Origin of the sequence: Lactiplantibacillus sp. ME-2 (genome assembly GCF_022549155.1) — a bacterium.
In the GTDB taxonomy this organism is placed as follows: Bacteria; Bacillota; Bacilli; order Lactobacillales; family Lactobacillaceae; genus Lactiplantibacillus; species Lactiplantibacillus plantarum.
On the sequence record NZ_JAKZEQ010000018.1, the window covers coordinates 12656 to 38717 of the forward strand.

25 protein-coding genes and 1 pseudogene are annotated in these 26062 nt (G+C 39.3%); 10 read left to right on the top strand and 16 right to left on the bottom strand.

Translation table 11 applies throughout. The annotated features are described in order from the left end of the window. Window positions 1-105 precede the first annotated feature (105 nt). The gene (locus MMY95_RS08080; protein WP_241277581.1) at window positions 106-1080 is read left to right on the top strand and encodes a helix-turn-helix domain-containing protein; all 975 of its coding nucleotides are present in this window, start codon (window positions 106-108) and stop codon (window positions 1078-1080) included. 82 nt (window positions 1081-1162) lie between these two features. Here the strand turns inward: MMY95_RS08080 and MMY95_RS08085 are convergent, their stop codons facing one another. Further along, entirely contained in the window at window positions 1163-1954 is a 792-nt protein-coding gene (locus MMY95_RS08085) for a DeoR/GlpR family DNA-binding transcription regulator (protein WP_241277582.1), read from the bottom strand. Between the two features lie 286 nt (window positions 1955-2240). Between MMY95_RS08085 and MMY95_RS08090 the strand changes: the two genes are divergently transcribed. The 4 genes from MMY95_RS08090 to MMY95_RS08105 all read left to right on the top strand — a co-directional run bounded on the left by MMY95_RS08090 (window position 2241) and on the right by MMY95_RS08105 (window position 5624). Further along, the gene (locus tag MMY95_RS08090) at window positions 2241-2702 is read left to right on the top strand and encodes a PTS sugar transporter subunit IIA (protein ID WP_011102241.1); all 462 of its coding nucleotides are present in this window, start codon (window positions 2241-2243) and stop codon (window positions 2700-2702) included. Between the two features lie 20 nt (window positions 2703-2722). Beyond that, the gene (locus MMY95_RS08095) at window positions 2723-3034 is read left to right on the top strand and encodes a PTS sugar transporter subunit IIB (protein WP_053267318.1); all 312 of its coding nucleotides are present in this window, start codon (window positions 2723-2725) and stop codon (window positions 3032-3034) included. 36 nt (window positions 3035-3070) lie between these two features. Beyond that, window positions 3071-4621, top strand: a complete 1551-nt coding sequence (locus MMY95_RS08100; protein WP_011102243.1) for a PTS transporter subunit IIC — start codon at window positions 3071-3073, stop codon at window positions 4619-4621. 280 nt (window positions 4622-4901) lie between these two features. Beyond that, window positions 4902-5624 carry a class II aldolase/adducin family protein gene (locus MMY95_RS08105; RefSeq protein ID WP_053267317.1) on the top strand — a complete coding sequence of 241 codons (723 nt, stop codon included), beginning with the start codon at window positions 4902-4904 and terminating at the stop codon, window positions 5622-5624. Between the two features lie 167 nt (window positions 5625-5791). On the opposite strand, the gene MMY95_RS08110 is transcribed toward MMY95_RS08105, so the two are convergent. The 5 genes from MMY95_RS08110 to iolG (MMY95_RS08130) form a co-directional block, all read right to left on the bottom strand. Then, window positions 5792-7204: a sugar porter family MFS transporter gene (locus MMY95_RS08110; protein ID WP_053267316.1), complete on the bottom strand. Its 1413-nt coding sequence runs from the start codon at window positions 7202-7204 to the stop codon at window positions 5792-5794. Between the two features lie 39 nt (window positions 7205-7243). Next, window positions 7244-8281 (bottom strand): Gfo/Idh/MocA family oxidoreductase, encoded by a 1038-nt coding sequence (locus MMY95_RS08115; protein ID WP_241277583.1) that lies wholly within the window; start codon window positions 8279-8281, stop codon window positions 7244-7246. Between the two features lie 35 nt (window positions 8282-8316). Continuing rightward, window positions 8317-9369, bottom strand: coding sequence for a Gfo/Idh/MocA family oxidoreductase (locus MMY95_RS08120; protein ID WP_011102248.1), 1053 nt, complete (start codon window positions 9367-9369; stop codon window positions 8317-8319). Window positions 9370-9440: 71 nt separating this feature from the next. Next, window positions 9441-10343, bottom strand: coding sequence for a myo-inosose-2 dehydratase (iolE, locus tag MMY95_RS08125; RefSeq protein ID WP_241277584.1), 903 nt, complete (start codon window positions 10341-10343; stop codon window positions 9441-9443). Between the two features lie 22 nt (window positions 10344-10365). Next, a complete protein-coding gene (gene iolG, locus MMY95_RS08130; RefSeq protein WP_053267313.1) occupies window positions 10366-11394 on the bottom strand; it encodes an inositol 2-dehydrogenase in 1029 nt (342 codons plus the stop codon). Between the two features lie 328 nt (window positions 11395-11722). Here iolG (MMY95_RS08130) and MMY95_RS08135 point away from each other — a divergent pair, with 328 nt between their 5' ends. The 5 genes from MMY95_RS08135 to rihA all read left to right on the top strand — a co-directional run bounded on the left by MMY95_RS08135 (window position 11723) and on the right by rihA (window position 16967). Further along, the gene (locus tag MMY95_RS08135; protein ID WP_011102251.1) at window positions 11723-13189 is read left to right on the top strand and encodes a sugar porter family MFS transporter; all 1467 of its coding nucleotides are present in this window, start codon (window positions 11723-11725) and stop codon (window positions 13187-13189) included. Between the two features lie 47 nt (window positions 13190-13236). Further along, a complete protein-coding gene (gene iolG / locus MMY95_RS08140; protein WP_053267312.1) occupies window positions 13237-14262 on the top strand; it encodes an inositol 2-dehydrogenase in 1026 nt (341 codons plus the stop codon). A 23-nt stretch (window positions 14263-14285) separates the two neighbouring features. Then, window positions 14286-14750 (top strand): heme-degrading domain-containing protein, encoded by a 465-nt coding sequence (locus tag MMY95_RS08145; protein WP_223843863.1) that lies wholly within the window; start codon window positions 14286-14288, stop codon window positions 14748-14750. An 18-nt stretch (window positions 14751-14768) separates the two neighbouring features. Beyond that, window positions 14769-15701, top strand: coding sequence for an NADP-dependent oxidoreductase (locus MMY95_RS08150; protein ID WP_044432675.1), 933 nt, complete (start codon window positions 14769-14771; stop codon window positions 15699-15701). 327 nt (window positions 15702-16028) lie between these two features. Next, window positions 16029-16967, top strand: coding sequence for a pyrimidine-specific ribonucleoside hydrolase RihA (gene rihA, locus MMY95_RS08155; RefSeq protein WP_167325154.1), 939 nt, complete (start codon window positions 16029-16031; stop codon window positions 16965-16967). Window positions 16968-17287: 320 nt separating this feature from the next. On the opposite strand, the pseudogene MMY95_RS16085 reads toward rihA, so the two are convergent. From MMY95_RS16085 to rbsK, 10 genes and pseudogenes are all read right to left on the bottom strand, one after another. After that, a pseudogene (locus MMY95_RS16085) lies at window positions 17288-18025 on the bottom strand (helix-turn-helix domain-containing protein). Between the two features lie 195 nt (window positions 18026-18220). Further along, window positions 18221-18598, bottom strand: a complete 378-nt coding sequence (locus tag MMY95_RS08170; RefSeq protein WP_003641596.1) for a PTS glucitol/sorbitol transporter subunit IIA — start codon at window positions 18596-18598, stop codon at window positions 18221-18223. 27 nt (window positions 18599-18625) lie between these two features. Further along, window positions 18626-19645, bottom strand: a complete 1020-nt coding sequence (locus MMY95_RS08175) for a PTS glucitol/sorbitol transporter subunit IIB (RefSeq protein WP_053267311.1) — start codon at window positions 19643-19645, stop codon at window positions 18626-18628. 23 nt (window positions 19646-19668) lie between these two features. Next, on the bottom strand, window positions 19669-20220 hold the full coding sequence (locus MMY95_RS08180) for a PTS glucitol/sorbitol transporter subunit IIC (protein WP_003641598.1): 552 nt from the start codon (window positions 20218-20220) through the stop codon (window positions 19669-19671). Window positions 20221-20224: 4 nt separating this feature from the next. Continuing rightward, window positions 20225-20731 (bottom strand): transcriptional regulator GutM, encoded by a 507-nt coding sequence (locus MMY95_RS08185; protein ID WP_053267310.1) that lies wholly within the window; start codon window positions 20729-20731, stop codon window positions 20225-20227. Beyond that, window positions 20731-22596, bottom strand: coding sequence for an HTH domain-containing protein (locus MMY95_RS08190; protein WP_015826193.1), 1866 nt, complete (start codon window positions 22594-22596; stop codon window positions 20731-20733). The genes MMY95_RS08185 and MMY95_RS08190 overlap by 1 nt, the downstream gene beginning before the upstream one ends. 33 nt (window positions 22597-22629) lie before the next feature. Beyond that, window positions 22630-23433, bottom strand: a complete 804-nt coding sequence (locus MMY95_RS08195; RefSeq protein ID WP_003646226.1) for an SDR family oxidoreductase — start codon at window positions 23431-23433, stop codon at window positions 22630-22632. Between the two features lie 304 nt (window positions 23434-23737). Further along, window positions 23738-24622, bottom strand: coding sequence for a GRP family sugar transporter (locus tag MMY95_RS08200; protein ID WP_003641602.1), 885 nt, complete (start codon window positions 24620-24622; stop codon window positions 23738-23740). 29 nt (window positions 24623-24651) lie between these two features. Further along, the gene (gene rbsD, locus MMY95_RS08205; protein WP_003641603.1) at window positions 24652-25047 is read right to left on the bottom strand and encodes a D-ribose pyranase; all 396 of its coding nucleotides are present in this window, start codon (window positions 25045-25047) and stop codon (window positions 24652-24654) included. A gap of 2 nt (window positions 25048-25049) precedes the next feature. Continuing rightward, on the bottom strand, window positions 25050-25970 hold the full coding sequence (rbsK, locus tag MMY95_RS08210) for a ribokinase (RefSeq protein WP_104796044.1): 921 nt from the start codon (window positions 25968-25970) through the stop codon (window positions 25050-25052). Between the last annotated feature and the right edge of the window lie 92 nt (window positions 25971-26062).

A 26062-nucleotide genomic window follows, 5' to 3' on the forward strand; every position in this document is an offset into this window, starting at 1 on the left:
TAAGCGGTTTCATTTATTTACAAGCACATTGTAACCGCCACCATGAAGATGCTACAATAACTCTTACAAGGTATATTAGTATCATATTTACAGGGAGGATTGTGAATGAACACACGTATTTTGAACGCTTTAAAGCAAACAACGTTGATTGAAGAAAAGCAAAAAGCGTCTCACTGTTTCGTTGAAGACATGCCACCCTATGCCATTAACCAAGAACTTTCTTTAAAGGAACACGGACGCGTGCTAAGTAATTATTTTTTTAAGAACAAAGACATTTATATCAGTCGTCATAATCGCTATGCAGATTATCCAACTCACACTCATACTTTTTTGGAAATGAACTATATGCTACAAGGTCATGCAATTGAAATTGTTGATGATAAGAAGATAACGCTAAATACCGGTGATTTATTGCTTTTAGATGAAGGATCAACGCACTCAATTAAGGCTTTAGGTGATAATGATTTGTTAATAAACATTCTTTTCAGAACCAAAAACATCAGTATTAACCTGTTAAATGACCTTCGTAGAAGCAATAACATTTTTTATGACTTTTTGCTCAGTCAAGTTATTGAAGATAGTAACCATAAGCGGGACTACCTCGTATTTACCAAAAAGCGTAATAACGAAGTCCAGGAAACTTTAGACCGGATCATCGATGAGTATTATTTAAAGCGTGATTTTTCGAACAGCATTATTAAATCCTATTTATCAATTTTACTGGTCCAATTGGTTCGTGAATATCCTTTGAATGGCCCTCATCAAGAAAATAAATCTAGTCTGCTAGCCATTAAGGTCCTAAAAGCAATCGCCGAAGAGTATAAGACCGTAAGCTTGGAGGAATTAGCAAATCGCTATAATTATAATAAAAATTATTTAAGTAACATCTTCAAGTCTGAAGTTGGCCAAACTTTTAGCGAAGTTCTAACTCGGCAACGACTAATTCAAGCCCACACGCTAATTGCGTCTACCTCACTTCCCATCGCCACAATCATGGAACAAGTCGGAATTAAGAACAAAACATTCTTTTATCAGAAGTATAAAAATTATTATAAGACGCTCCCCAGCACTGATCGCTAAGCATAACGCAAATATCGGCCATTACTTGTATTCACTATATAGTGATACAAACTAATGGCCGATATTTATTATTTCACTAAATTTATTTAGACCCCGGGTAAATGACTTTAACACCGAGTGCCGCCATGTGTTTTAAAAACTGATTTTTCGGTGCTCTATCAGTCACAATCGTTGACCAGGCAGGAAAGCTGGCTAACCGAATATAGTCAGAATTAACAGACTGAAACTTAGTGTGGTCTGCAACAAGAATGCTTTCACGAGCACTTTTCATCATCGCAATCTTAACATCTGCCTGATCCATATCTGCAATGTACGCTCCCGTATTATCCAACGTGCTACAAGAAACAATTGCTAACTGCGGTCTAAACATCGCAATATCTTGAATTGTATGATTACCCAATAATGAATTGGAATTAGGCCGTAACGAACCGCCGGTTAAGAATAGATTTAAATTTGTCATTTGATTAGCAGCAATCGCGAACTGCAGATTGTCGGTAATCACCTTGACGTTTTGTCGCTCCGATAAGTAATTCGGTAAATACGCCGTCGTTGTACTCGGATCAATGAACAGTGCTTGATTATCTTTGATAACCCTTCTTGCTAATAATCGACAAATTACCTTTTTCTCTTCGACATGCGTCCGATATCGAAAAGGTGACGCAAATTCAATATTGGTATTTTCCAATAAAGAGACCATTCCAAATGTCCTTTTGACCTTTCCCGACTGTTCCAAAACAATTAGATCGCGTCGCATTGTAGAAGCGCTTTCACCAGTTAGTTCTATTAGTCTTTTCACACTAATTCTGGGGTGTTTGTTCAATATCTTAAGTATGTGTAAAACACGATCATCTCGACTTACCATATTGCCCTCCATTTGAACAATTCTGAATTTTTTCACCTTAATCTGAACAATTAAACAGGAAAAAATTGAATGAGTTTCATGTTACGTCGAATTGAATACAAAACGCCGTAACGTCAACATATACTGATTGTTGATGGAAGTTAGTTTGGCAATATAGATTTATTTTTGAGATATTTTTACCGATTACTAACATATTAGCATACTGGCTTAAATCAAATTATTTTTTTAACGACTAGTCGCAACAAGCTCTAAAATGCAGAATAATGTATGCGCTTACAAAAGTAAAGAAGGAATTTTTATGAATTATCAAGATATGCTTAAATCTGACTTAATTTTCCTAGACGTGGATGCCGAAAGTCGCACTGATTTATACAAGCAGATTGCTAAAAAATTAAACACCCGTGGCTACGTCAAGTCTTCGTACGAAGCAGCCCTGAATAAGCGTGAGGATGAATTTCCAACTGGAATTGTGAGTGATTACATCTCAATCGCATTACCTCACGCCGATCCCGAAAACATTAATAGTCCCTTCGTTTGTGTTGTGACAACTAAAGCTCCGATACAAATGCTGCAGATGGGTTACAACACCGAAGAACAAGCTAGTACTTTCTTTTTCCTCGGAATTACAAAGTCGGATGATCAACTGATTCTCTTACAAAAATTCATGGCATTAATTCAGGACAAAGACTTTACTACCCAGTTTAGTCAAATAACTGACACTAAAGAAATGTTCAATTATCTATCTGAAAAGTTCAAATAATTCAAAAGGAGTGCATTACTATGGCTAAAATTATCGTTGCATGTGGGAGCGGAGTTGCTTCAAGCGAGTTAGTCGTTAAACATATTACCGATTTCTTCGAAGATCATCATATTACAGGCGTTGAAGTTGAAGCAACAGATTTTAAGAAGTTACCAGACATCCTTGCAAACTACGATGTTTATGTCTGGATTGCCCGTCCCAACGAGGAAATTCAAACAATCGTTGATCGTTACGGAATCGCTTCAGTTAACGGATTACCAATATTTACTGGACAAAACCCAGAAACTTCTTATCGCGATATCATTACCGCACTGAAGAATATGCAATCATAGGCTTAAACGTTGATAAACACTAGGAGGTGTTAGATTATGGACGTTTTAAAAACAATCGTTAATTATGTGCTGAATCTTGGTGGTCCTGTTTTTGTTCCACTTATTATGTTTATCATTGCCACTATTGCAGGATTGAAGCTCAAGAAATCCGTTCTGGCAGCCTTGACTCTCGGAGTTGCCTTTAGCGGCATGACTCTAGTTGTTAATTATATGATGGATTCAATTTCTCCCGCTGCCAAAGCCATGTCAAAGATTTTTCACTTGAGCCTCAATGCTATTGATGCTGGCTGGACTGGAGTGGCAGCCATTACCTGGTCATATAAATCAGCTTTCCTATTTTTCCCATTATTATTAGCCATAAACTTTATTATGCTCACATTCAAATGGACTAAAACTTTAAATGTCGATATGTGGAATGTCTGGAACAAAATTTTTACTTATGTAGTGGTTCTCTATTTCACACACAATGTCTTTTACGGATTTATCGTCGCAGGAATTCAGATTGTTTTAGAACTAAAGGCCGGCGATATGTGGCAACGCCATATTGAAGATCTAACAGGTATGCCTGGCGTTACCGTTCCACACTTTGTCACACTATTTGCAGTTATTTTACAACCACTCAACAAACTGCTAGACTTCATCCCTGCTATGAATCGACCATTTGACTCAGCTGCTTTACAAAAAAAGATCGGCGTCTTTGGTGATAATACTGTTATGGGAGCTATCATTGGGGTATTGCTGGGCTTCGGCGCTGGCTATTCGGTTTCCAAATCCCTAAACTTGGCAATCCAAGCAGCTACTGCTATGACCCTATTCCCAATGATTTCAAAGCTATTTATGCAGGCGCTCTCTCCAATTGCCGATGCAATGAGTGACTTTATGAAGAAACACTTTAACGGTCGCGAAGTCTTTATTGGACTGGACTGGCCAATTCTTGCCGGTCGAAATGAATTATGGGTCACAGTAGTCATCTTGGTTCCAGTAATGCTCGTGTTTGCAATGCTGTTGCCTGGAAATACAGTACTACCATTTGCAGGTATTATTAATCTCTCATTCGTCGTCGCAGCATTATTACTCACTGGTGCAAACTTATTGCGGATGTTGGTGCTTGGTATTATTACCACACCAATCTTCCTTTATGGTGCCACTTACTTTGCACCGATTATCACAAATCTAGCAAAATCAACGGGTACTGTCAAAGTACAGGCCGGCCAACAATTATCTTGGTCTACCTTTGAAGGACCAGACTTTCGCCTATTCTTTGCAAAAGCATTTACTGGTGAATGGTGGGCAATCGGCATCTCCATTTTATGGTTGCTTGGATTCATTTGGCTATATATTGACCAGAATAAGATCAAATTGCCTAGTCAGCGCTACGTACTAGCAGGATCTGCACAATCTTCGTCAACAACCGCAGCGCCATCTGAAACAACGACCACATCCGCAGGCAGTCTCGATGATCTTGATGATATGGACTTTAGTAACACGTCGAAGTCTAGCGCATCCAATAACGCTACTAAAGTTAGTCTGAACGATTTAGATGGATTGAATTTTAGTAATACATCTAAACACAACAACTCTCGGTGACAACCATGAATATAACAAAAACAATGTTCAAGAAAAAACTATTCTGGTCAATTCTGCTATTCCTTGACGTCGTCCTTTTTATTGAAGCTCTGAGCACTAACAGTATCAGCGCATGTATTGTCGTCATGATAATAAGCGAGACGATTTATTTTAAGGGCAATCATATCTTATTTGGCGAGTTTGATACGAAACGTCACGCCAAGCGTGAACAATATAAAAAGAACTGTCTCAAGAAACGCACCTTAGACCATAGCAGTAAAAGTAAGGAGATCGGATTAAAATGACTGAAGCCTATATTTTCGAAGCAGAACGGTGTGACTTAGCCATGGTTGCTAGAGAAATGTTCAACCGGAAGAACACTAATGTTGCTGGTGGTAATATTAGTGTCAAGGTTACCGCACCACGGGATATTAATTACGGATCAGTTCATGTTAAAAAAGATCATCAGTATTTGATCATGACACCCACTTTTATGTCCGAAGCTTGGTTTGGTAAATTATCCGGGGCACAAATTCTCGTCGTAGATCTGGAATCTGGACAACAAATTGACGGTGTAGGTCGCCTAACTCGTGAAATTAACATGCATATCGGCGCCTATGAAGCCAATCCGGGTATCAAGGTTGTTTACCATTCACATGCCGAAGAATCAATGTTTTGGGCAACTATTGGACAAGATATGCCAAACGTTACTGAGATCACTGCCGTCAGTCAAACTTTAGGCAAAATCAAATGTTTGCCCTATAAAGAAGCTTGTTCTCAAGAACTAGCGGACCAGGTGCATGCAAGCCTATTATCACTTGGTGATGATGCATTGGAGAACATTTTTCTTCTGAACAGTCATGGTGTTTTAATTACTTGTACCGACCTACATGAAGCAACCCGCATTCTAGAAACCGTTGAATGGAATGCTAAAATTGCTTATCAAGAAACTATTTTCAAGTCTCTTGGGCTAATTAAGCAGTACCAATCCTGTGGAAAGGATACAGACGCTTTTCTGGATTAGTATAAAAAAATTCATTTTAAAGCTAAAAGGACGTCACTTGGTTCAAGTCCAAGCAACGTCCTTTTAGCTTTTATGCACTGATGGTCAATTACAGCAACCCATAACATGACAGGATATTTAGCATGTTATAGTCAATTTAAGATAACTAAATGTTTTTATCAAAATAATCATTTGTCATACTTAGTCCGGAAGTATTTTTCAATTTCTTCTAGCGGTACGCCTTTCGTCTCAGGTACTCGTAACGCAACAAAGATAATACCTAATACACAGCACACAGCAAAAATATAAAACGTATTCGACATATTCCATTCTAATAATACCGGGGATAACAGACCAACAATAAAATTACCGATCCATAATACAAAGATTGTAATACCAGTACCAATTCCACGATATCTTTGTGGAAAAATCTCTGAATTAATTAGCCAGGTGACGGGGCCTAATGTACCCTGGAAGAAAATAATATAAAGATAAACTAAAACAACAATCGTAATGCCAGCCCAGCTAGCATTAGGCGCAACAGTATGGATAACACCAGCAGAAACCAGCGTAATACCACAAATTGTTAGGCCTGCAAACTCTAATTTTCTTCTACCTAACCAATCAATCGTGAACATTCCTAAGACAGCTCCAACAATCGACAAGAATCCATTACCGGCATTTAATATTGCCGCGACAGTCGTATCAAATCCAGATTCTTGAATAATTTTACCACCATAATACATAATAGAATTAATTCCGGCAAATTGTTGAATGATACCCAACATTGCACCAGTAATCAGAATTTGTACAACCCAGCGTTTACTAATTAGCTCCTTAAACGTTGCTTGTTCAGCATTTAGTTCCTTATCGGCCTTATCCTTATCCTGAATCTCCTTCATTTCAGATTCCACACTGGCAGCCGAACGAATTCTCCGTAACACATCCAATGCCTTATCCATCTTTCCCTGCGAAACCAACCATCTTGGTGATTCTGGGATAAGGTACATTCCGATCCAAAGGATAATGCCAGGAATAGTTCCTAATCCTAACATCCAGCGCCAAATTGCAGCATTTTGAGCACCCAATGGCGTTAGAGCAGCATTAACACCAAAAGCAACAAATTGGCCAGAAACAATCATAACTTGCGCAGTTGTTACCATTTTCCCTCGTAATTCAGTTGGTGCAATTTCGGCAATATATACTGGTACATTAGCCGATGCAGAGCCTACCGCTAAACCTAAAACAAACCGAAATACGATTAAAATAGTAATGTTTGTGGCAAATGCACATCCTAGGGCACCGACTGAAAAGATAATACCTAAGATAGTTAAAATCTTTTTTCGCCCAATTTTGTCTGCAAATGGTCCGCCAATAATCGCACCAAAAGCGGCCCCAAGAGTCAATCCTGAAGAAACAATTCCTTGTTGAAATGCAGTTAAATCAAGCTGTCCTTTTACCGCCATAAACTCAAGAGATCCATTAACGATCCCTGTGTCATACCCAAAGAGTAACGACCCCATTGCGGCTATGAATGTCGCCAACCAGAGGAAACCTGTGTGCGAGTTGCTCTTTTTGTTTGTACTTTCGCTAACGTCCATTATGGTACCTTCTTTCTAACCAGGCCATCATCCATCCTTCTATAGCTGAATATCAACTAGTTTCCCTATATTCGCAGACTGTTGACAAGCCTTGGCAATCTTCAATGCTTTGATACCGTCATCTACTGTTACTTCAGGTTGCTTTCCCACAATAACATTATTCACAAAGTCCTGAACCTCATCAGTGAATGCAGTGTCAAATCGCTCCCCAAAGCTTTGGAGTGACGGCCGAATAACCCCCTGATCATTAAAGACGGTTACTCGGTTTAAATCAGGGTGCTCCCCGATTCGTACCCAGCCATTCGATCCCATTACCTCAAGTTCAACTTGATTTCCATGTGCAGCATGCCTGCCCCCGATTAACGTTGCAATGACCCCGTCGCTCATTTTCAACTGAGCAACACCTGTTTCAAACTCACCGATATCAGCTAATTGTGGCGCAGCTATATTACTGGTTAGACCATAAGCTTGAACAGGATCTTGCCCTGTAAACCATCTAATTAGATCAATGTCATGGATATTCATATCAACAAAAATACCGCCAGAATCCGCTTCAGTTGCAAACTTTGTAAAGCTTTCCATACCTGATATAGGATCAATCTCATATCCACGCATGTAGATAATTTTGCCAATATCACCGTTATCAACAATTTTCTTAGCATACCGATATGAATCATCATATCGACGCATAAAGCCACTCTGAAAGATTTGATTGGGATGTGATTTAATGACCTTTGCCATCTCATCAACTTCATTGAAATCAAGCCCTAATGGTTTTTCGCAAAAGACATTTAGACCAGCATTCATGGCATAAATCGTCATTTCTGGGTGAAATGGTGTTGGTGCCACAATGAAGATGGCATCAATATTCTCAGTATCAATCATATCTTTATAATTGGTATAAGTTGTCTCAACACCAAGCTCATTCTTAGCCCACTCCAATTGATTACTGTCTAGAGCACACGCGGCTACCAACTTAACACCTTGAATTTTATTAACCAAATGACGGGCATGCCGCGCACCCAATCGACCTAAACCAATAATTGCAGCTCGTAATGGCTTTCTTGTGGTTACCATTTTTCATCCTCCTCGCATGAAGCAATGTCACCCAGTTACTCTGAGACTTTCTCACTTTCCGTATAAAATGCTGGTGTTGATGGGAAGTCTAAGTCTTGTTTAGCACCATCTTCGGCAAGTGATTTCAAGGCAGCATCTGCAGTCACAGCAGCGATGTATCCATCCCAAGCAGATGGACCTACTGGTGATTCATTTTGCGATACATGATTAATAAAATCTCGGAATTCAATATCGTATGCACTTTCAAATCGAGCTTTCCAATCCGTTAAAATTGCCGTACTGTATTGCGCATTCAAGCGGGTCGCCACCTGTGGAACTGTTGGCAATTCAAGAACGCCTTCTTCACCAATAACATCGCATTTAATATCATAACCATATTGGCAGCGGACAAAGACTTCATTGATAATGTTGATGCCAGATTTAGTCTCAATCATTACAATTTGTGGATCTTGAATTTTTGCGTTTTGAACATGCCGGGTTTGCTTTGGACTGAAGACACGGATATTGGCATAATCATCGTTAACTAACCAATGGTCGATATCAATTTCATGGATTGCAGTTTCAATAATGGAACGTGATGAATCATATTCCTCAGGTTGAGTTTGATTGTAGTGACGCTGATCCATCATCAATGGCTTTCCAATGACACCATCATCAATCATTTTCTTCATCTGGACATATTCTGGTGCGTAGTGACGCATAAAACCAACTTGCAACATTCGACGCCCAAGTTTCTTTTCAGAATCAATAATATCCATGCATTGTTTAGCATCAAGTGCTAAAGGCTTTTCACAGAACGTAAACTTACCAGCCTTCAGTGCAGCCATAACAATTTCGTAATGAGCCTCATTATTCGCCGTACATACGACCACTTCGACATTAGGATCATTAACAAGATCATGATAATCTTCGTATGTTGTTGCAGTTAACCCTTGTTGGTCCAATGCTTTTTGTGCTTTGCCAGGTACGATATCACATACAGCAGTGACATCGACATTAGCCACAGTTTTGGTTAGTCGATGTAAATGGTCAGATCCAATAAATCCAATACCAACAATACCTACTTTAGTTACATGTGCTTCAGCCATAATAATAATCTCCTCTTCATTTTTGATTAAATATCATCTAAGTAAATGCTAGATATCAGTGTTTAACTGTGCTAATTTTCAATTAAATGCTGTTTGATATATCGATGTGCGATTTGTGCCATTTCCAAGGGATTGGCTTTTGATGGATCCTGCTCAGCTTCAACAACAATCCAACCTTTGTAGTTATTAGCAATCAACTTGTCATAGACAGGTTTGAAGTCCAAATCACCATCGCCAGGAACTGTAAACATCCCATTCAAGAAGGACCCTTGGAATGTTAGTCCTTTTGCACGACATTCTTCTTCTTTTGATCGCCGAACATCTTTAAAGTGAACATGGACAACTCGGTCAATATGCGCATTAAGTAATGCCATATAGTCACCATCTGATACTGCAATATGGCCGGTATCATAAAGTAATCCAACTAACTTTGGATCAGTATTCGCCATCAAGCGGTCTGTCTCCTCTTTGGTTTGAATACCAGTCCCCATATGATGATGATATGCAACCTTCAGCCCATATTTGGCGGCAATCTCACCATAATGATTGAGGCCTTTGCAGACTTCATCCCATTCTTTATCTGTAAAGTATGGTTTATCCTTAAAAATATTGGTCGTATCTGAACGCTGGATGGTATACGTTTGCTCTGAAACCACCGCTACTGGAGCGTTAATCGCTTTCAAATACTGACAATGCTTCTCAAAAGCTTCACTCGCCTTTTCAATACCATCTCGAATAATATAGCTGCTAAACCATTGCCCAGCAATCTCAAGATTACGCAATTTTAATTCATACTTTAATTTTTCTGGCCCTGGGAAGAACCCGCCTACTTCGGTCCCTTGAAATCCAGCCACTACAATATCACTCAATAATTGTTGTAGATTGTTGTCTTTTCCAATCGAAGGGATATCATCATTTCGCCAACCGATTGGTGCAATTCCCCATTTAATATCTTTTTCTGCTTTTGAACTCATATCCATAACCTCCTAGTAAAGTTTAAATATCTGCTACAGTTGCTGGCTGCCCAGTTTCTAATGATTTTTTAGCTGCCTGAGCTAATCGAATCGCCTTAATACCATCCTCAAACGTACATTCAATTTCATGATTCCCACGAACAGCATCTAAGAACGATTCTATTTCATCCCTATACGCGTCAATATACCGTTGAAGGAAGAAAAACATCGGCTTATCTCCACTAACATCTTTTTCTCCGGAATATGTGGTTGTACTATCAACGACATTGTCGGCATGTGCCATTCCTTTCGATCCAAATAGCTCTATTCGTTGATCATACCCATAGACAGCTTGTCGGCTATTATCAATAACCCCCATCATGCCATTGTTGAAAGATAAATTAATAATGGCAGTATCAATATCACCAGCACTTCCAATTTTAGGATCTACTAATACGTTCCCAGTAACATAGACTTGATCAACTTCGGCATCTGTAATGTACCGTGCCATATCAAAATCATGAATGGTCATATCCATGAAAATACCACCTGAATGATTGATATAGTCCAACGATGGTGGCTCAGGATCACGTGAGGTAATCTTTAAAATTTGTTCATCACCGATGTTTCCATTGATACGATGATCTACGATTCGGCGAAAGTTTTTATCAAATCGTCGATTAAACCCAACTTCAAATTTCACACCGCAGCGCTCAACTGTATCAAGCGCTTTCAAAATATCGTGATCATCAAATCCAACGGGTTTCTCACAGAAAATATCTTTTCCCGCTTCGGCAGCCTCCATTGTGATCTGTGGATGTAGATCGGTGGGGACACAAATTAATACAGCCTCTACTTCTGAATCAGCTAAAACGTCATGATAATCTGTAACAATGTGATCAGCAGCCTTATATTTGGTTGTCCATTCTTCGGTTGCAACCAAGTCACAAATATACTTGACCGTAACATTAGGAATACGCATTAAATTTTTATAATGCACATTGCCAATTCGGCCCATACCGATAATACCGATTGTGATATTTTGGCTTGTGATTTTTGTGCTTTTATCCATATTGACGCCCCTTTACATTAGCATTCTTTAGGTGAGCAAGCTCTTGTGAAATTATTTCGATTTATTCAAAAATCAGATTAATCGCCAAAAGTTCTTGCCTTTGTGTTCGCTTAAAGAATACTCACTATTAAAGGGATTGTCAACCACATTTTCAAAAACTCGCAAAACAAAAAGCGCTTTCTTCAAAAGCGTTGACATTCACAATCCATAGTGAAATAATAGCAAATGAATTCAGAATGATACTTGTTCAGTTATTAACTTTAAAATCACTGTTAGCTGATTCCATTTAATTTATCATTAGTCTTATTAGCGCTTAGGAGGGACTCATATGTCTGCTGAAAAAAGTATTTCATCTGATCATGTACCGCTATCAGATCCAGCTTTAAAAACCATCAATCGAAATGCCGGGCGTAATCTGAATCATATTGCATTTATTTCAACACTTGGCGGTTTATTATTTGGGGTTGATACCGGTGTCATTAACGGTGCAATCGGATATATGGCGACCCCCGCGGAATTAAACCTCTCGCCTAATAATGAAGGACTAGTCACGAGTGGCATCACTCTTGGTGCTGCATTCGGTGCAGTCTTCGCAGGACACCTCTCAGACCGAATTGGTCGAAAACGACTTTTAAAGTACCTAGCCTTGCTTTTCTTTGTTTGCACATTAGCTTGTTCTCTTGCGCCGAATGCACTGTTTATGATCATCTCCCGGGTCCTACTCGGGCTAGCTGTGGGTGGTGCCTCCGTTATAGTGCCAACATATCTATCAGAAATATCCACCCCTGAAATAAGAGGACGTCTAGTAACACAAAACGAGTTAATGATTGTTACCGGACAACTATTAGCCTTTATCGTAAATGCTATTTTAGGTAATTGGTTTGGCCATATTTCTAATATTTGGCGTTATATGATTGGCTTTGGCATGATTCCAGCTGTTGCACTCTTCTTCGGTATGATGGTTGTGCCAGAATCACCGCGGTGGCTAGTAATGGTCAATCAGCTTGATAATGCCTTTGATTCTCTTAGGAAAATCCGCTCCCATCCCGAAACATGTAACGAAGAAATTACCCAGATTCAGGATACATTGAATCAAGAAAGCGAGATTAAGCAGGCCACTTTCAAGGACCTATCAACACCATGGATTCGACGCCTGGTCTTTATTGGAATCGGTCTTGGCGTAATGCAGCAATTTATTGGCATTAATATCATGATGTATTACGGAACAACAATCCTGACGAACTCCGGATTCGCACATAATGCCGCTCTAATTGCAAATATAGGTAATGGTCTAGTGTCGGTTATCGCTACTTTTATCGGCATGTCAATTATGAATCGCGTGAATAGACGAAGCATGCTAATCGCTGGTATTATCGGCACTACCACTTCACTTATCTTAATCGTTGGTGTTTCTGCATTTCTTAGCCAGAGCCCGCTGTTACCAATACTTGTCGTTCTTTGCACCATGATGTTTTTGGGCTTTTTCCAAGGTTTTATCTCTCCATTAGTTTGGCTCTTGCTCTCTGAAATATTTCCACAAAACTTACGTGGACTGGGAATGGGTGTCTCGACCTTTTTCCTGTGGTTTGCAAACTTTCTTGTAGGCTACTTTTTCCCAATACTATTGAGTGCAGTCGGAATGACATGGACATTTTTGATCTTCGTATTTTTCAATATTCTGTCATTTATCTTCGCATATAAATATGCACCTGAAACGCGTGGAAAATCACTTGAATTGATCCAAATGGAATTTAAATATGGTGATACCACGGGAATTAACCCCGAAGATAAATAATTAACTTGTGTATTAATCAATAAAAATATTAAAGGTGGTCTTTATTTATGAAAAAAGTACATGCAGGTATTATTGGATTAGGTCGCGCAGGACAAATGCATTTAAAAAATTTGATGACAATTCCAGAAATTGAAATTGAACAAGTTGCTGATGTCTTTATTGAAAACGTTTCAAGTCACTTAAATGATATCGGTATCACAAATCAAACTCGCGATTATCACGATATTTTAAACAATCCAAAAGTTGGCACCGTTTTCATTTTCACTTCTACCAACACTCACGAAGAAATCGTAACTGCCGCTGCTAAAGCAGGAAAGAATATCTTTTGTGAGAAACCATTAAGCATGAATCTTGTAGAAGAAGCCAGCTTAAACGTTTTACGAGAAGTCAAAAAAGCCGGCGTTAAACTTCAAATTGGTTTCAATCGCCGGATGGATCCTCAATTTCGGAATATTTACGAAAATGTTCGTATGGGGAAGATTGGCACTCCCCAGGTAGTTAAGATTACTTCACGGGATCCGGATCTTTTACCTCATGATTTAATTCAACGAATTGGTGGTTTGTTGTTTGACTTTACAATGCATGATTTTGATATGGCTCGTTATATGATGAACAGCAACATTACTGAAGTTTACGCTAAGGGTGGCACCCTCATCGATCCAACATTAAAGGATATTGATGATATTGATACTCTTGCACTTGTTCTCCAGTTTGAAAACGGCACTTATGGATTAATCGATAATAGTCGGCGTGCAGTATACGGCTACGACCAACGTGTCGAAGTTTTCGGCTCTGAGGGGATGCTAAAAGCTGAAAACGTCAGCAGCAGCACTGTTGAGTTATACAACAATAAGCATGAGGAGTTAGCAAAGCCATTACCAATCTTCAAACAACGCTATCATGAAGCTTATTTAGCCGAAATGCACGCTTTTGTTCGTGCAATTCTGGAAGATGAACCACTGGTTGCTCAGGGTCGCGATGTAATCATGGCACAGCGGGCCGCAATTGCAGCTAAAAAATCACTAGAAACTGGCCTGCCACAAAAGGTTGACACTACTTATCCTTTAGATTAATTAAGATAGAAAGAGGTTATTTGATGATTGATCAGAACAAGATTATTGGACAAGAGAAAAATGCGTTGCTCACACACTTTAACTTGGATGACGTTGACAAATTAGTCATTAGCTTGAAAAAGATCGGTCGAGAGAATTTCGATAAAGTTTGCATCCTAATCAAAATAAATAAACGGATCGTTTTCTTCCACGCCGGAACCCAAACGACGAACGAGAACAATCTCTGGATCCACAAGAAGGCAAACGTTGTCGATAAATTTGATCACAGTTCTTTGTTTGAAAAAGCAATTTATGAAGAAAATCCAGACAAATTCTACATCAATAATGGATTGAGTCGACGTGACTATGCAATTGTAGGTGGTGGATTCCCAATCGGACTTGAAAGTACTGGGATAATCGGTAGCTTAATCGTATCTGGTCTAACCGATACGGAAGATCATGATCTTGCTTATCAAGCACTAATAGATATTCAATCTCAACAAAGCTAGGCTAGGAGGTAATCTCTTGTGAAAGCATTTGGCTTTAATCAATATGGTAATTCCAACGTTATGGAAGAACTAAATATCCCTATTCCAAAAATTAAGCCTGGAGAAGTATTGGTCAAAACAACTGCCTTTGCCATTAACGCATTTGATATTGCTGTCAGAAATGGACAATTTCGGAATAACGTAACGCTACTTTTCCCGACAATTTTAGGAACTGATGGCGTTGGTCGCATTGTTAAGCTAGGAGCAGGAGTTCATGATTATAGTATCGGCGACGACGTTTTAGCACGGCCAGGGATTGGAACATATGCCGAATACTTTAAGGTTTCAGTTGATCATCTTGGCTCACGTCCAAGCAATTATAGCCCTTATGAGGCTGCCGGACTCCCTCTATCTGGAATTACCGCATATAACACACTCGTCCACATAGCCCATGTTAAACAGGGGCAAACAGTCGTTATTCTGGGCTCTTCTGGTGGCGTTGGGTCAATGCTTGTTCAAATGGCACACGCTTTAGGATTATACGTTATTGGAACGGACGCCGAGTCGGCTCGAGAAACTGTTTTAAATCTTGGGGCTTCTGAATTTGGGGCGTATGATACCGAACGCGTCAGTTCCAAATTCAAAAGCATGGCAGATATTCTAATCGATGCTACTAATCTTGGCGCTTCAATTGCTGGAATACAAATCATTAAGCCTACTGGCACATACGTCTCACTAACAACCTTGCCTAAGGACCGCACATTAAAACCAGACGTTATTTACAGGCAAGTTATCCCTCGACGTGAATATCGCGATAGTGATGCATTCACCACCATTTCCTTAATGATTCGGAACAATCAGTTACATGTTCCGATTGATCACTTGGAGTCTTTCACGCTTGACGGTATTCGTAAAGGACAGTCAGATGTCGAAAACGGCAATCCTGATGGTAAAGTAATTGTCACTCTTTAAGCGCAATTTATCATGCACAAATTTTTTTAGCATCTAGGTCATTCTAAATCAGATTATCCCTTCTGATTCAACAGACTTGGGTGCTTTTTAGTTCTTATTACACCACCTGTGAAGTATATTAAATTAATCGAGATATAATCCGCATCACGGAATATATAAACTTTTAATTGTTAATATTTATCGACAAATGCTTATTATATTATAATTATTAGTGAGAGAAGCTGAGAATTATCTTTTTGATTATGGTGAACTAACCACTTTTTTAATTTCGCCTACACTAAGAGATGATTTCAGCTTTTCTTTAGATAAAATAAATTGGAGTTGATAATTTTGGAAGATATTATTTTAGATTGTGACCCAGGACATGATGACGCCGTAGCCTTAATGATTGCAATTGCATCAAAGGATATTAACCTACTCGCTGTAACGACTTCAGCTGGAAATCAGCGTCACAGTCAAACATTACGCAACGCGATGTCCCTTCTTACTTTAATGAAACGTCAAGATATTCCAGTTGCTTCAGGAAACACGAAGCCTTTAATGCGTTCCCTAATCTCCGGCGTTAGTATGCATGGTGTTACAGGGTTAGATGGTGCAGATTTACCATCCCCAGATTTCTTTTCTCAAGGAATACCAGCTATCGAACTAATTGCTAAGATCCTCACTGATCACCCACAGAAAGTCACTCTAGTTGTCACAGGGCCTTGCACAAATATCGCATTATTCCTATCTGTGCATCCTGAGTTACGTTCTCGTATCAAGCAGATTGTTATTCTAGGGGGTGGCATGGGACTCGGAAACTGGGGACCAACCACTGAGTTCAACATTCAGGTGGATCCAGAAGCTGCGAAAATCGTCTTAGATTCCGGAATACCGATTATTTTAGCGCCGTTAAATGTCGCATTTGAAGCACAGCTACTTCCTAACGAAATCGAAAAAATTCATAATATTGATAATTCAGTAGCTCAGACAATTAGCGGCCTTATGGACTTCTATGGAATTTCATTTGGTCGTCAACGATGGGGATTTAAAGGTCTCCCATTATACGACCCTTGTACAGTTGCTTGGCTCATCGATCCTTCAAAGTTTACAAGTAAACGTTGCAATGTTGAAGTAGAGACTAAAGGAGAGCTCACTACTGGGGAGACCGTTATCGATTATTATCATATTACCAACCGTAAGCCTAATGCTGAGGTATTGTTTCATATTGATCGCCAGTGGTTTGCCGATCTAACCATTAGTAGCATTAAATCCTTCGATTTTTAAACAATTGATAAAGAACATTTTGGCTTCAACCTAAAAGTCCAGCTTTCAATCGTAATGTACTTAGTTAATTATTTATAATAAAAATTTATTTTTTTGTCTTCGCTAGTATATCACTTTCAAAAGCTACTTTAATTATCACCAACAATTGCACAATCGATAGACTGTTCCAATTTCAAAAACAACCTGAGATTATTGTCATCACATTGATGATCAATCTCAGGTTGTTTTTCAATGCCAATCTCTTAAACAATAATATTGATTATGACGAATTGTTAAATCAAGCGTAACTTTTTGTCGAAGACCACTTCGCTTGGACTTTTTCACCCCAAGACCTTGCGTGGACGGTTATTTAGATCTGTGACTAATACGATAATCTCCTGGTAATTCAAATCAGTTCCTTTAGGAAAACATTCGCGAATTAAACCGTTAATATTTTCATTGGTTCCACAATCAAGTGTAAGCGTCTTTACCCGTTCCGCTAATAAATATCGTGATTTACGGTCTACCAGTGTCACCTTCCAGTGACCAAACCAAGTTCTACTTTCAGCTGAAAGTGGGCGTTCATGGATTGAAGGCACATCGTTAAAACGACCACGCCGTTCCTTGATAGTTTCCTTAACTTTGCGCGTTTTACATCGATGTCTCAATTGGCAGGCAAATCCACGGACACCACGACTTTTACACTTTTCACCAAGACTATTCAAAGCAATCCCACGATAAATTGTGTTGTAACTGATTTTCCAGTTACTATGTTCAAAATCTAAACGTCCTGCGATTTGTTCTGAGGGCATTTACGATGGACGATACAATTAATGACGAATACTCGGATATCAGTTTGCGATAAGATCCGTGGTCTTCGACTGTTCAAGCGTTGACGTTTATAATTTCAGTTGAACATTAACCGCGGAATATTTAGAACGACCGCCATTCCGGCTAACTTCCCGTGAAATAATCGCTTTAGAACAACCGATGCGTTGGGCAATGTCTTGATAAGACTGTTTTAAAATTAGCCCCACTAGTGGGCATTCACGGTCATTTAGGGTAAGATGATGATATATGAGTCCTCCTTGTAAGGATGTTGTGGTGACTATATTTTACAGGGACTCAGACTGGGGGGCTTCTTTTTGATCATTTGTTGCACTTCAATTGTAAATTATTCCCATTAAAAAGCCATCCTCGCAAGCTAACTACCGCTTTCAAAACATGACCTTAACTCAACTTGACACATAGCAAAATAGTATCTGCCAAATTAATTATTCAGCTATAATCCGTACCACGCTACCGACTTTAAAATCAGGATAATCACCCTGCTCAACATATAACGTCCCAGGCAATTTAGCCTCCTTTGCACCCGTAAAACTAATAGCCGTGTGACCTAATCTTCCAAGGTTAGTCTGGACTTCGCCACCAACTGCTGTAATTTGATAGACTTGATTGTCGACTTCAAGTTTCATTCCTGCTGTGATTTGCTCACTTATTGGGACAACTTCGATAATAAAGCAAGAAGGCCGTAATGCGTCTGGAGCTTCATCACCAAATAATACTGCCATGCCAATCGATTTAAAATCAGCAGATTCCGCACCTATTTCTAAGACCTTTGTTGAAAAGATAATTCTCTCTTTTGTCATCATACAATACACCTCAAACCTTCTAAAAATTTATTTTGAATATAATCCAAAACTTGCAATCCAAGCAATAAAGACCCGCGGAACGCCATTGATAAACCGACTATATAACACTGATGGCACCCCAACTTCAACCGTCTTAGAATCAGCCTCAGCTAGTCCTAAGCCAACTGGAATAAAGTCACAACCATTTTGCGTGTTAATCGCGAATAATGCTGGTAAGGCATACTGTGGTGGAATATTACCTTTCCCGATTTCAACGCCAATCAAGGTCCCGATAACTTGACCGATAACTGCGCCTGGCCCAAGCAATGGAGATAAAAATGGTAATGAGCAAATAAATCCTAAAACCATCAAGCCCCAGACATTGCCTGCTAACGGCTCCATGACACTGGCAAAAACCTTACCAATTCCAGAGCCATTAATAATCCCAATAATTAATGCCACAAATGCCATAAATGGAATAATAGTATTAATAACTGTTTGAACAGCATCTTTTGCGGCCTGATTAAACGTCGAAACAACTCGCCCAGCGCCAATCCCAATCTTAGTTAAGATCCCAGGATTTTTTGTTTGTGCTGTTAGTGTCTTTGTATTATCGAATTTCGTATCATCATCTACATTCTCAAATCGGTTAGCGCTTTCATTTTGACTATCAGAAAGTTGCTCCTCCTCAGATGTTACCAACATAATCTGATCAACATCTACATTGGAAACATAATTAGCTTCATTCATAAATTGCGCTAAGGGACCGCTCTTACCAGTCGGTAATACGTTAATTGTTTTGATACCCTTCTTGGGATAAATTCCACACCTTAATGTCCCACCACAGTCTACAACCGCTAATGCTGTTTCTTCATCAGGAATTGACGTCTTAAAGCCATCAACAGCTTCCATTCCTGTCAACTTAGCAATCTTATCAACAATTGCTGGTTTATTACCTCCAGTGACATAAACAAATTTATGCTTCGTGATAGTTGGTGTAATAATTAGCGGGCCGCCCCAGCCACCAGAGCCTTTAACAACTTTGATACTATGATATTCTTTTGCCATGATCTCGTTCCTCACTCTCTCAATTAGCCGTTAAATTCAACTTTCTTGGACAAGGTAATCCCTTGTTGTTTGCAAACATAGGCTGTTGTAAAGTCAGTAATCCAACCACCGATAAAGTTCATTACTAGGCCGACTAATAGATATCGAATCGCCAAATCCATTGTATTCAATCCTAACTTCTGAACCCCTTGCGCAATCCCTAACCAAATGAAATACTCGGAAGGATTGATATGTGGGAATACCCCATTACTAGTGTGGCAAAATTGAGCAATCGATGCATACCAACTAGGTTTATAGTATTCTGGCAAGAACCGTCCCATTGAGTGCGCCATAGGATTACCGAGCATAAATGCCGAAACAAACGGTAAAATTAAATAACGGGTTACAGGATTCTTTGACGAAGCTCTGGCCAACTTGGCCATCTTCTTGTCACCAACAAAGGCAATAATCGCGTTCATCAAGACTAACAGCAATAGCACAACAGGAATAATTGATGTCATCCATCCAATTAATGTTTTACCACCGCTCTGAAACAGCCCCATAAAGCCCGAGGCCAAATCTGTGACTACTTTCATAGTATTAATGCTCCTTTACGTTCACTTGTTTTTTTCGCAAACTTGCTAAGCCTTTATAATAAATAGATTTCAGCTTTTCAATCATTGGTAGGCTCCAAATTTTGACACTACCATCGAAATCTTGTGGCGTTAGCTGATTTGCTTTGTAATTTAAATAGTTCTTATAGGCATCCAATAGACAAACTCGCGTTAGCTTATCGAATTGTTTTAATTGCTGGTATGAAGCAGCAATTTTCGCAATATTTTTCTGCCGCAGTTGATGCAATTCCCTAAACTTTGCAAAAATCGTAACCCCCTTCATCATTTGAGCCTCTAAGATCGTGCCGTCATCCTTTATCGCTAATAGAATTAGTGTCCCCGACCGTAATTTTTTAGGATTTTTGCCAATTGCTACTGGCGCCAACACTCGTAATTGATGAAAGGTTTTAGAAAAATTCTTAATTTGTCTTAGTCCAAGGAAACCTTGTAATAGAAACGCACTGACTAGGATCACGCCAAAATAAATTAACATTAAATCGCCTCCATCAACTGATTTAATCCTTGATTTTCATCATAATTTTTCAAGTTATTATAAATATTGCTGTTAGCTGTGATACTGCGAATTAGATCGTATACTTGTGCTAATATTTTGCTTAATGTTGCATCTAGTTTATACGGAATTGCGACCAAAAAAACCACGTTTACCTTTTGATTATCGAATACTACCGGTTTTTCAAACACTCCTACTGTTACAAGGATTCGATTTAGTCCAGATTTATCAATAACGTGTGGCAATGCAACCCCATCACCAAAAATACTACTCGATTGTTGCTCTCGATTAAGCCAAGCTTGCATAAAATCTGGTGTCAGTTGACCATGTTGTATCTCTTGATTAATTAATTTTTTCACTCCAGTGACGTAGGTCTCCTGTTCATCAAACTGCGTGACATCAAATCGACACTGCCCCTGATTAACAGCTTCATCAACCAACGAAATTTGAAGACGTTCACGTAACGTTCCTTGATTAAAAATAGAATTCAACCGAATAATAGGCGCGTGGTTAATTAATTCATTATCTGTTAAAAAACTGTTAGAAAAAATCAGTAAATATTTTTCTGGACTCTGCTCCCATTCACTAATTGAGTTAAAAACATCAATCTGCAAATCATCATCTAACATTTCTTTCAATTTCTCGGAAATAAACTTTTTCATACTAGTATTAATGGGCTCAACTAGTGCAACCCGATGAATAATTGGTGCTGCCATGTATTCTTCGAGCTCCATCTGAAAATAGACTGTTAAATAACCAACCTCCTGGGAACGAATCCGAATATTCAATTTAGTGGCAATGGTTGATAATGTTAATTGCGCTAACTCCGTTGAAACTGGATACTTACTTAACATGTCTACCGAGATAAATCCTTCTGACTTGACATCAAAAATAGCCCGATTAATGAGAAATAATAAATGATATCGCAACTCCATCAACAGCCGTTTAAAGTCCAAATTCACATCTAATTTTTGCTTAAGGATTGGAAAAACCGACTGCATTAAATCCTCAACTTCGACCAATCCCACTTGAACTAACTGATTATCATCCTTCGGTAGCTTTCTAATGTTTAATGGGTATGAAATAAACTCCCATTCGCTAGTGCTTAACGAGCTACCAATTATCTCAGTAACTAGATTCCGCAAGGACGCCATCGTTACATCACTAAGAAGTGGATGATAGTTATTAATACGATCATTGATTTGAATGTTATATTTACGTAACCAATTAATAACTGCAATATTTCTTTTAAACATGGTCACAGTATCATTATTATGATCAAGTTTTTTAACAAGATTAAGCAATTTGACATCTGTCGCTTTATCCCAGGTTGCTTCCAGTTCGTAGTATTTCCCGACTAAAGTTCGTGTAATTACTGCATACATATAATCATGTTCAACCGCTAAATGAATCCCACGATTAGTTTTTGTCTCAATTCTGACTTGGTAATAATCAAGCTGTTGTTTGAGCGCTTTTAAATCCTTATTGATAGTGCCACGACTCACAGCCAATGATTCTGCCAAATCATCCAGAATAACGTAATCCGTGATTTGCTGTAACAATTCTTTTAAAATCGTTACTTGTCGCTTTGAGGGATCATTGAAATCTAAATCCTTTTTCAAAAAATTAGTTTGTAGCTTAGCCATGGCAGAATAATTATTGATAACTAGGTAAAACTTGGCTTGATTAACGTTGATTTTTGCAATACCCACCAAATAATCATTGATTGCACGAATATTCTTGGTAATTGTGACTCTCGAAACAGAAAAATGGGATTGTAATTCTCTTAGTGTCAATGCATCATTATTAATAAAAAAGTTTAATATTTCAAAACTTTGCCTATCCATTGCCTCACCATGCCCCCAACTAAAATTTAAAGGTTAACCACGACTCTTGCCTCCCGCAACGTTAATCGTAACCCCGGTAATGTAACTGGCACGTTCTGATAGTAAATAGTTAACTGCATCCGCAACTTCTGATAGTTTTCCACTCCGACCAAGAGGTGTGGTTGACGTACTCTTATAGCCTGCCCGAATGTCATCAACAGTTTTATGCCGGGTATAAGCTAACGCCTCTTCATAAGAGCGTGTTCTTAGCCCAGTAGCTTCCATAATACCTGGCGCGACACCAACGACCCGAATATTATGTTCACCTAATTCTTTAGCCCACGAACGAGTGAACCCATTAATCGCTCCCTTAGTTGCTGAATAAACACTCTGTCCTTGTGAACCTTCAAGTCCAGCTTCTGAGGACATATTAACAATAACACCGTACTGTTGCTTCTCGAATTGATGGGTAACTGCCTGCGATACAAGGAAGACGCTTTTCACGTTCACGGCAAACATTTTCACAAAATCCGATTCTGCAAATTCATACTTACCGTGAGGATCCTTGGCGTCAGCCAATAAACGTGGCAAATTGATACCAGCATTATTTACAAGCCCGTCAATTTTTCCTTGTTCATCAACAACCTTTAAGACCAGCCGATTAACCGCTTCCGCATCTGTGACATTGGTTTCAACAAAGTGTAAATTATCATTTTGCTGATCACCTTGATTGAGGTCAGCATTATAAACAATCGCCCCGTTATTCAATAATTCAGTTACAATTGCTTTACCAATACCGGATGAGCCCCCAGTAACAACGTATACCTTACCCGAAATATTAATCCATGAATTATTCATCAAAATCGCTCCTTAATCATTTCTTTTCTTCACAGATAAATATATACGAAAGCGCATACATTATTAATGCACTCTTTTTTCATTGGCTTTTTAAATTAATGGACTAATGATTCATCAAACATTTAGATGTCTGATATAAACTATAAATATTATGCCGAATTATTTTCATTATCGCCATATCATAAAGCAAATTTTGTAATCGACCATTGTAATCAATAACCGTAAAAATAGAGTCGCTTTAAAGAAGCGTATAACTCCTTCAAAGCGACTCTATTAAATAGTCTTATAGCCATATTAATTTGTTTTAAATCGTCACCGTAACAGCTGCTGCCGCAATAATTAGTATCAGTCCACCAATCGTGACCCACATTTCTTTGGTAGTCTTCTTTTGGCCTAAGAACCAAATACCGGTTAACGTTGCCAATACAACGGAGGTTTGTGAAAGAATAAAGCCGGTTGCTAATCCGTTCATATTTGGTTGCGCAGAGATTAAGTAAGTCAACGCCGCAAACGCGAAGAAGAAACCTGAGATGATGTGCGTGTATGACACCCCTTCAACGAGGGCTAACTTTTCACCTCGTGATGCTAAGAACAGGGCATATACGATCGAAACAATAACCATCCCAATTGCTTGGGGAACGAAGGCTTCCTCCCCACCAATATTGGTTGCTTGGGGCGCAGCCGAATAAGCCCAGTACCCGATTTCACCAACTGCTAACCAGATAACAGCTTGGCGTAAGGTCCGGGCGTTACCTGCATCCTTATGTTCAGACCACACTGTTAGCCAGGCACCAATGATAATTCCAACTAAGGCTAGGCCACCCAAGACCTTGTCCATTGCCCCAGGCCAGTCACCTAAGGCGAAGACGCCCCACAGTGATGCGCCCAACAGCTGGAAGGCCGTCGTAATTGGCATTGCTCGTGAAGAACCAACCATCGTAAACACTTTAAATGTCACGATTTGGGCACTTGCCCAACCGATCCCTGATAGAATTGAAAACCAGAGATTCATGCCGCTTGGAAAAGCAATCCCTTGCACCCATGCATAAATCAGCGCAAAGATTAACGTTCCAATAGTTGAACCCAAGATCTGATTAACAGGCCGACCACCAATTTTCGACGCAATCGTGGGGTAAAGTCCCCAACCAAGTAACGGCCCTAAGCCAATTAGTAAAGCGGTAGTATTCATTCCAATCCCTCCATTAATCACCAACTACTTTAAAAAGTAACGCCACTTTCCAATAGAATATTTGAATAAGGTGTCATTTCACCAGTCCGAACAAAGGCCTTGCAGTCAGCCAAGTCCTTCTTCATTTCTTCATGTGGAATGAAGGTAATTGGGGTGTCTGGTAAGCGCTTCTTGATGGCCGTCAACATCTTAGGATTTTGAACTTTAATTTCTTCTGCCAAATAGATTCGTTGTACTTCAAGCTCTTCCAAGACGTTATTCAAGACTTGCATAAAACTAGGAATACCATTATCAACGGCTAAATCGATTTTTTCGGTTGAACTTGGTACTGGCATGCCAGCATCACCAATACTCAACTTATCGAAATGGCCCATCGTTGCAATAACTCGTGACAAATCTGAATTAATAACTTTTGTTTTTTTCATAATTATTTACCCTCCGCGGCTGTAATTTCATTTTTATAAGGAATTGATGGTTGCGCACCGAAACGTTGTACGGCAATCGATGACGCCCGGTTACCATAGCGAATCGCATCTTCAAGATTACTAAAATCTTTATTTAACACACTACTCATCGCGCCAATAAACGTATCTCCGGCTGAAGTCGTATCCACGGCTTCGACTTTAAAGGCTGGTACGATACCATGTCGCCCATCGATATCATAAAACGCACCCTTACTACCAATCGTAATGATAACAGCTGAAATACCGAGGGCGTGTAATGCAGCGGACGCCTTTAACATGCTGGCTTCATCGGTGATTGCAATCCCAGTCAAAGTTTCCGTTTCCGTCTCATTTGGTACAATCATGTCAGTAACTGCTAAAAGTTCAGCGGGGACTTTTTCCATGGCTGGAGCGGGATTCAAGATTGTTCTTACGCCAGCGGCCTGTGCAATTTTAAAGGCTTCGACCGTACTATCGACAGCGCTTTCAAATTGTGCAACCACAAAATCACTAGTTTCAATGATATCATGGTGGGCTTCAACGTCTGCTGGCGTAAAAGCCATGTTGGCACCACCATGAATCATAATTTGGTTTTCACCGGCATCATTAACCGTGACGTAAGCTTGACCTGTCGATTGATTAGTCATCTTTGTGATCCCTGCCAAGTTGATCTTTTCCTGCGTCAATAAATCAAGCATGGTTTTACCAGCAGCATCGTCACCAACCGCACCAATAAAGTGGGTATTAGCACCAGAACGTTGCGCTGCGACGGCCTGGTTCGCGCCCTTACCACCACCGGCTGAAAAGATTTCCTTAGTGTGAATCGTTTCGCCAGGCTTTGGCATGTTTTCAACCCGAATCGTCCGGTCTAAGTTGATACTCCCAATAACGGTTACCGTATTCATAATGGTCCCTCCAAATAGTTAAATTAATCTGAATTTAGTTTTTATTAAAACGTTTTATGAAAACGTTTTAATAACTCGTAAAAAATATAACA

Bases quoted from the DNA above. Each gene is read 5' to 3' on its own strand.
- MMY95_RS08080 (WP_241277581.1), top strand. From the start codon at position 106: ATGAACACACGTATTTTGAACGCTTTAAAGCAAACAACGTTGATTGAA.
- MMY95_RS08085 (WP_241277582.1), bottom strand. From the start codon at position 1,954: ATGGAGGGCAATATGGTAAGTCGAGATGATCGTGTTTTACACATACTT.
- MMY95_RS08090 (WP_011102241.1), top strand. From the start codon at position 2,241: ATGAATTATCAAGATATGCTTAAATCTGACTTAATTTTCCTAGACGTG.
- MMY95_RS08095 (WP_053267318.1), top strand. From the start codon at position 2,723: ATGGCTAAAATTATCGTTGCATGTGGGAGCGGAGTTGCTTCAAGCGAG.
- MMY95_RS08100 (WP_011102243.1), top strand. From the start codon at position 3,071: ATGGACGTTTTAAAAACAATCGTTAATTATGTGCTGAATCTTGGTGGT.
- MMY95_RS08105 (WP_053267317.1), top strand. From the start codon at position 4,902: ATGACTGAAGCCTATATTTTCGAAGCAGAACGGTGTGACTTAGCCATG.
- MMY95_RS08110 (WP_053267316.1), bottom strand. From the start codon at position 7,204: ATGGACGTTAGCGAAAGTACAAACAAAAAGAGCAACTCGCACACAGGT.
- MMY95_RS08115 (WP_241277583.1), bottom strand. From the start codon at position 8,281: ATGGTAACCACAAGAAAGCCATTACGAGCTGCAATTATTGGTTTAGGT.
- MMY95_RS08120 (WP_011102248.1), bottom strand. From the start codon at position 9,369: ATGGCTGAAGCACATGTAACTAAAGTAGGTATTGTTGGTATTGGATTT.
- iolE (WP_241277584.1), bottom strand. From the start codon at position 10,343: ATGAGTTCAAAAGCAGAAAAAGATATTAAATGGGGAATTGCACCAATC.
- iolG (WP_053267313.1), bottom strand. From the start codon at position 11,394: ATGGATAAAAGCACAAAAATCACAAGCCAAAATATCACAATCGGTATT.
- MMY95_RS08135 (WP_011102251.1), top strand. From the start codon at position 11,723: ATGTCTGCTGAAAAAAGTATTTCATCTGATCATGTACCGCTATCAGAT.
- iolG (WP_053267312.1), top strand. From the start codon at position 13,237: ATGAAAAAAGTACATGCAGGTATTATTGGATTAGGTCGCGCAGGACAA.
- MMY95_RS08145 (WP_223843863.1), top strand. From the start codon at position 14,286: ATGATTGATCAGAACAAGATTATTGGACAAGAGAAAAATGCGTTGCTC.
- MMY95_RS08170 (WP_003641596.1), bottom strand. From the start codon at position 18,598: ATGATGACAAAAGAGAGAATTATCTTTTCAACAAAGGTCTTAGAAATA.
- MMY95_RS08175 (WP_053267311.1), bottom strand. From the start codon at position 19,645: ATGGCAAAAGAATATCATAGTATCAAAGTTGTTAAAGGCTCTGGTGGC.
- MMY95_RS08180 (WP_003641598.1), bottom strand. From the start codon at position 20,220: ATGAAAGTAGTCACAGATTTGGCCTCGGGCTTTATGGGGCTGTTTCAG.
- MMY95_RS08185 (WP_053267310.1), bottom strand. From the start codon at position 20,731: ATGTTAATTTATTTTGGCGTGATCCTAGTCAGTGCGTTTCTATTACAA.
- MMY95_RS08190 (WP_015826193.1), bottom strand. From the start codon at position 22,596: ATGGATAGGCAAAGTTTTGAAATATTAAACTTTTTTATTAATAATGAT.
- MMY95_RS08195 (WP_003646226.1), bottom strand. From the start codon at position 23,433: ATGAATAATTCATGGATTAATATTTCGGGTAAGGTATACGTTGTTACT.
- MMY95_RS08200 (WP_003641602.1), bottom strand. From the start codon at position 24,622: ATGAATACTACCGCTTTACTAATTGGCTTAGGGCCGTTACTTGGTTGG.
- rbsD (WP_003641603.1), bottom strand. From the start codon at position 25,047: ATGAAAAAAACAAAAGTTATTAATTCAGATTTGTCACGAGTTATTGCA.
- rbsK (WP_104796044.1), bottom strand. From the start codon at position 25,970: ATGAATACGGTAACCGTTATTGGGAGTATCAACTTAGACCGGACGATT.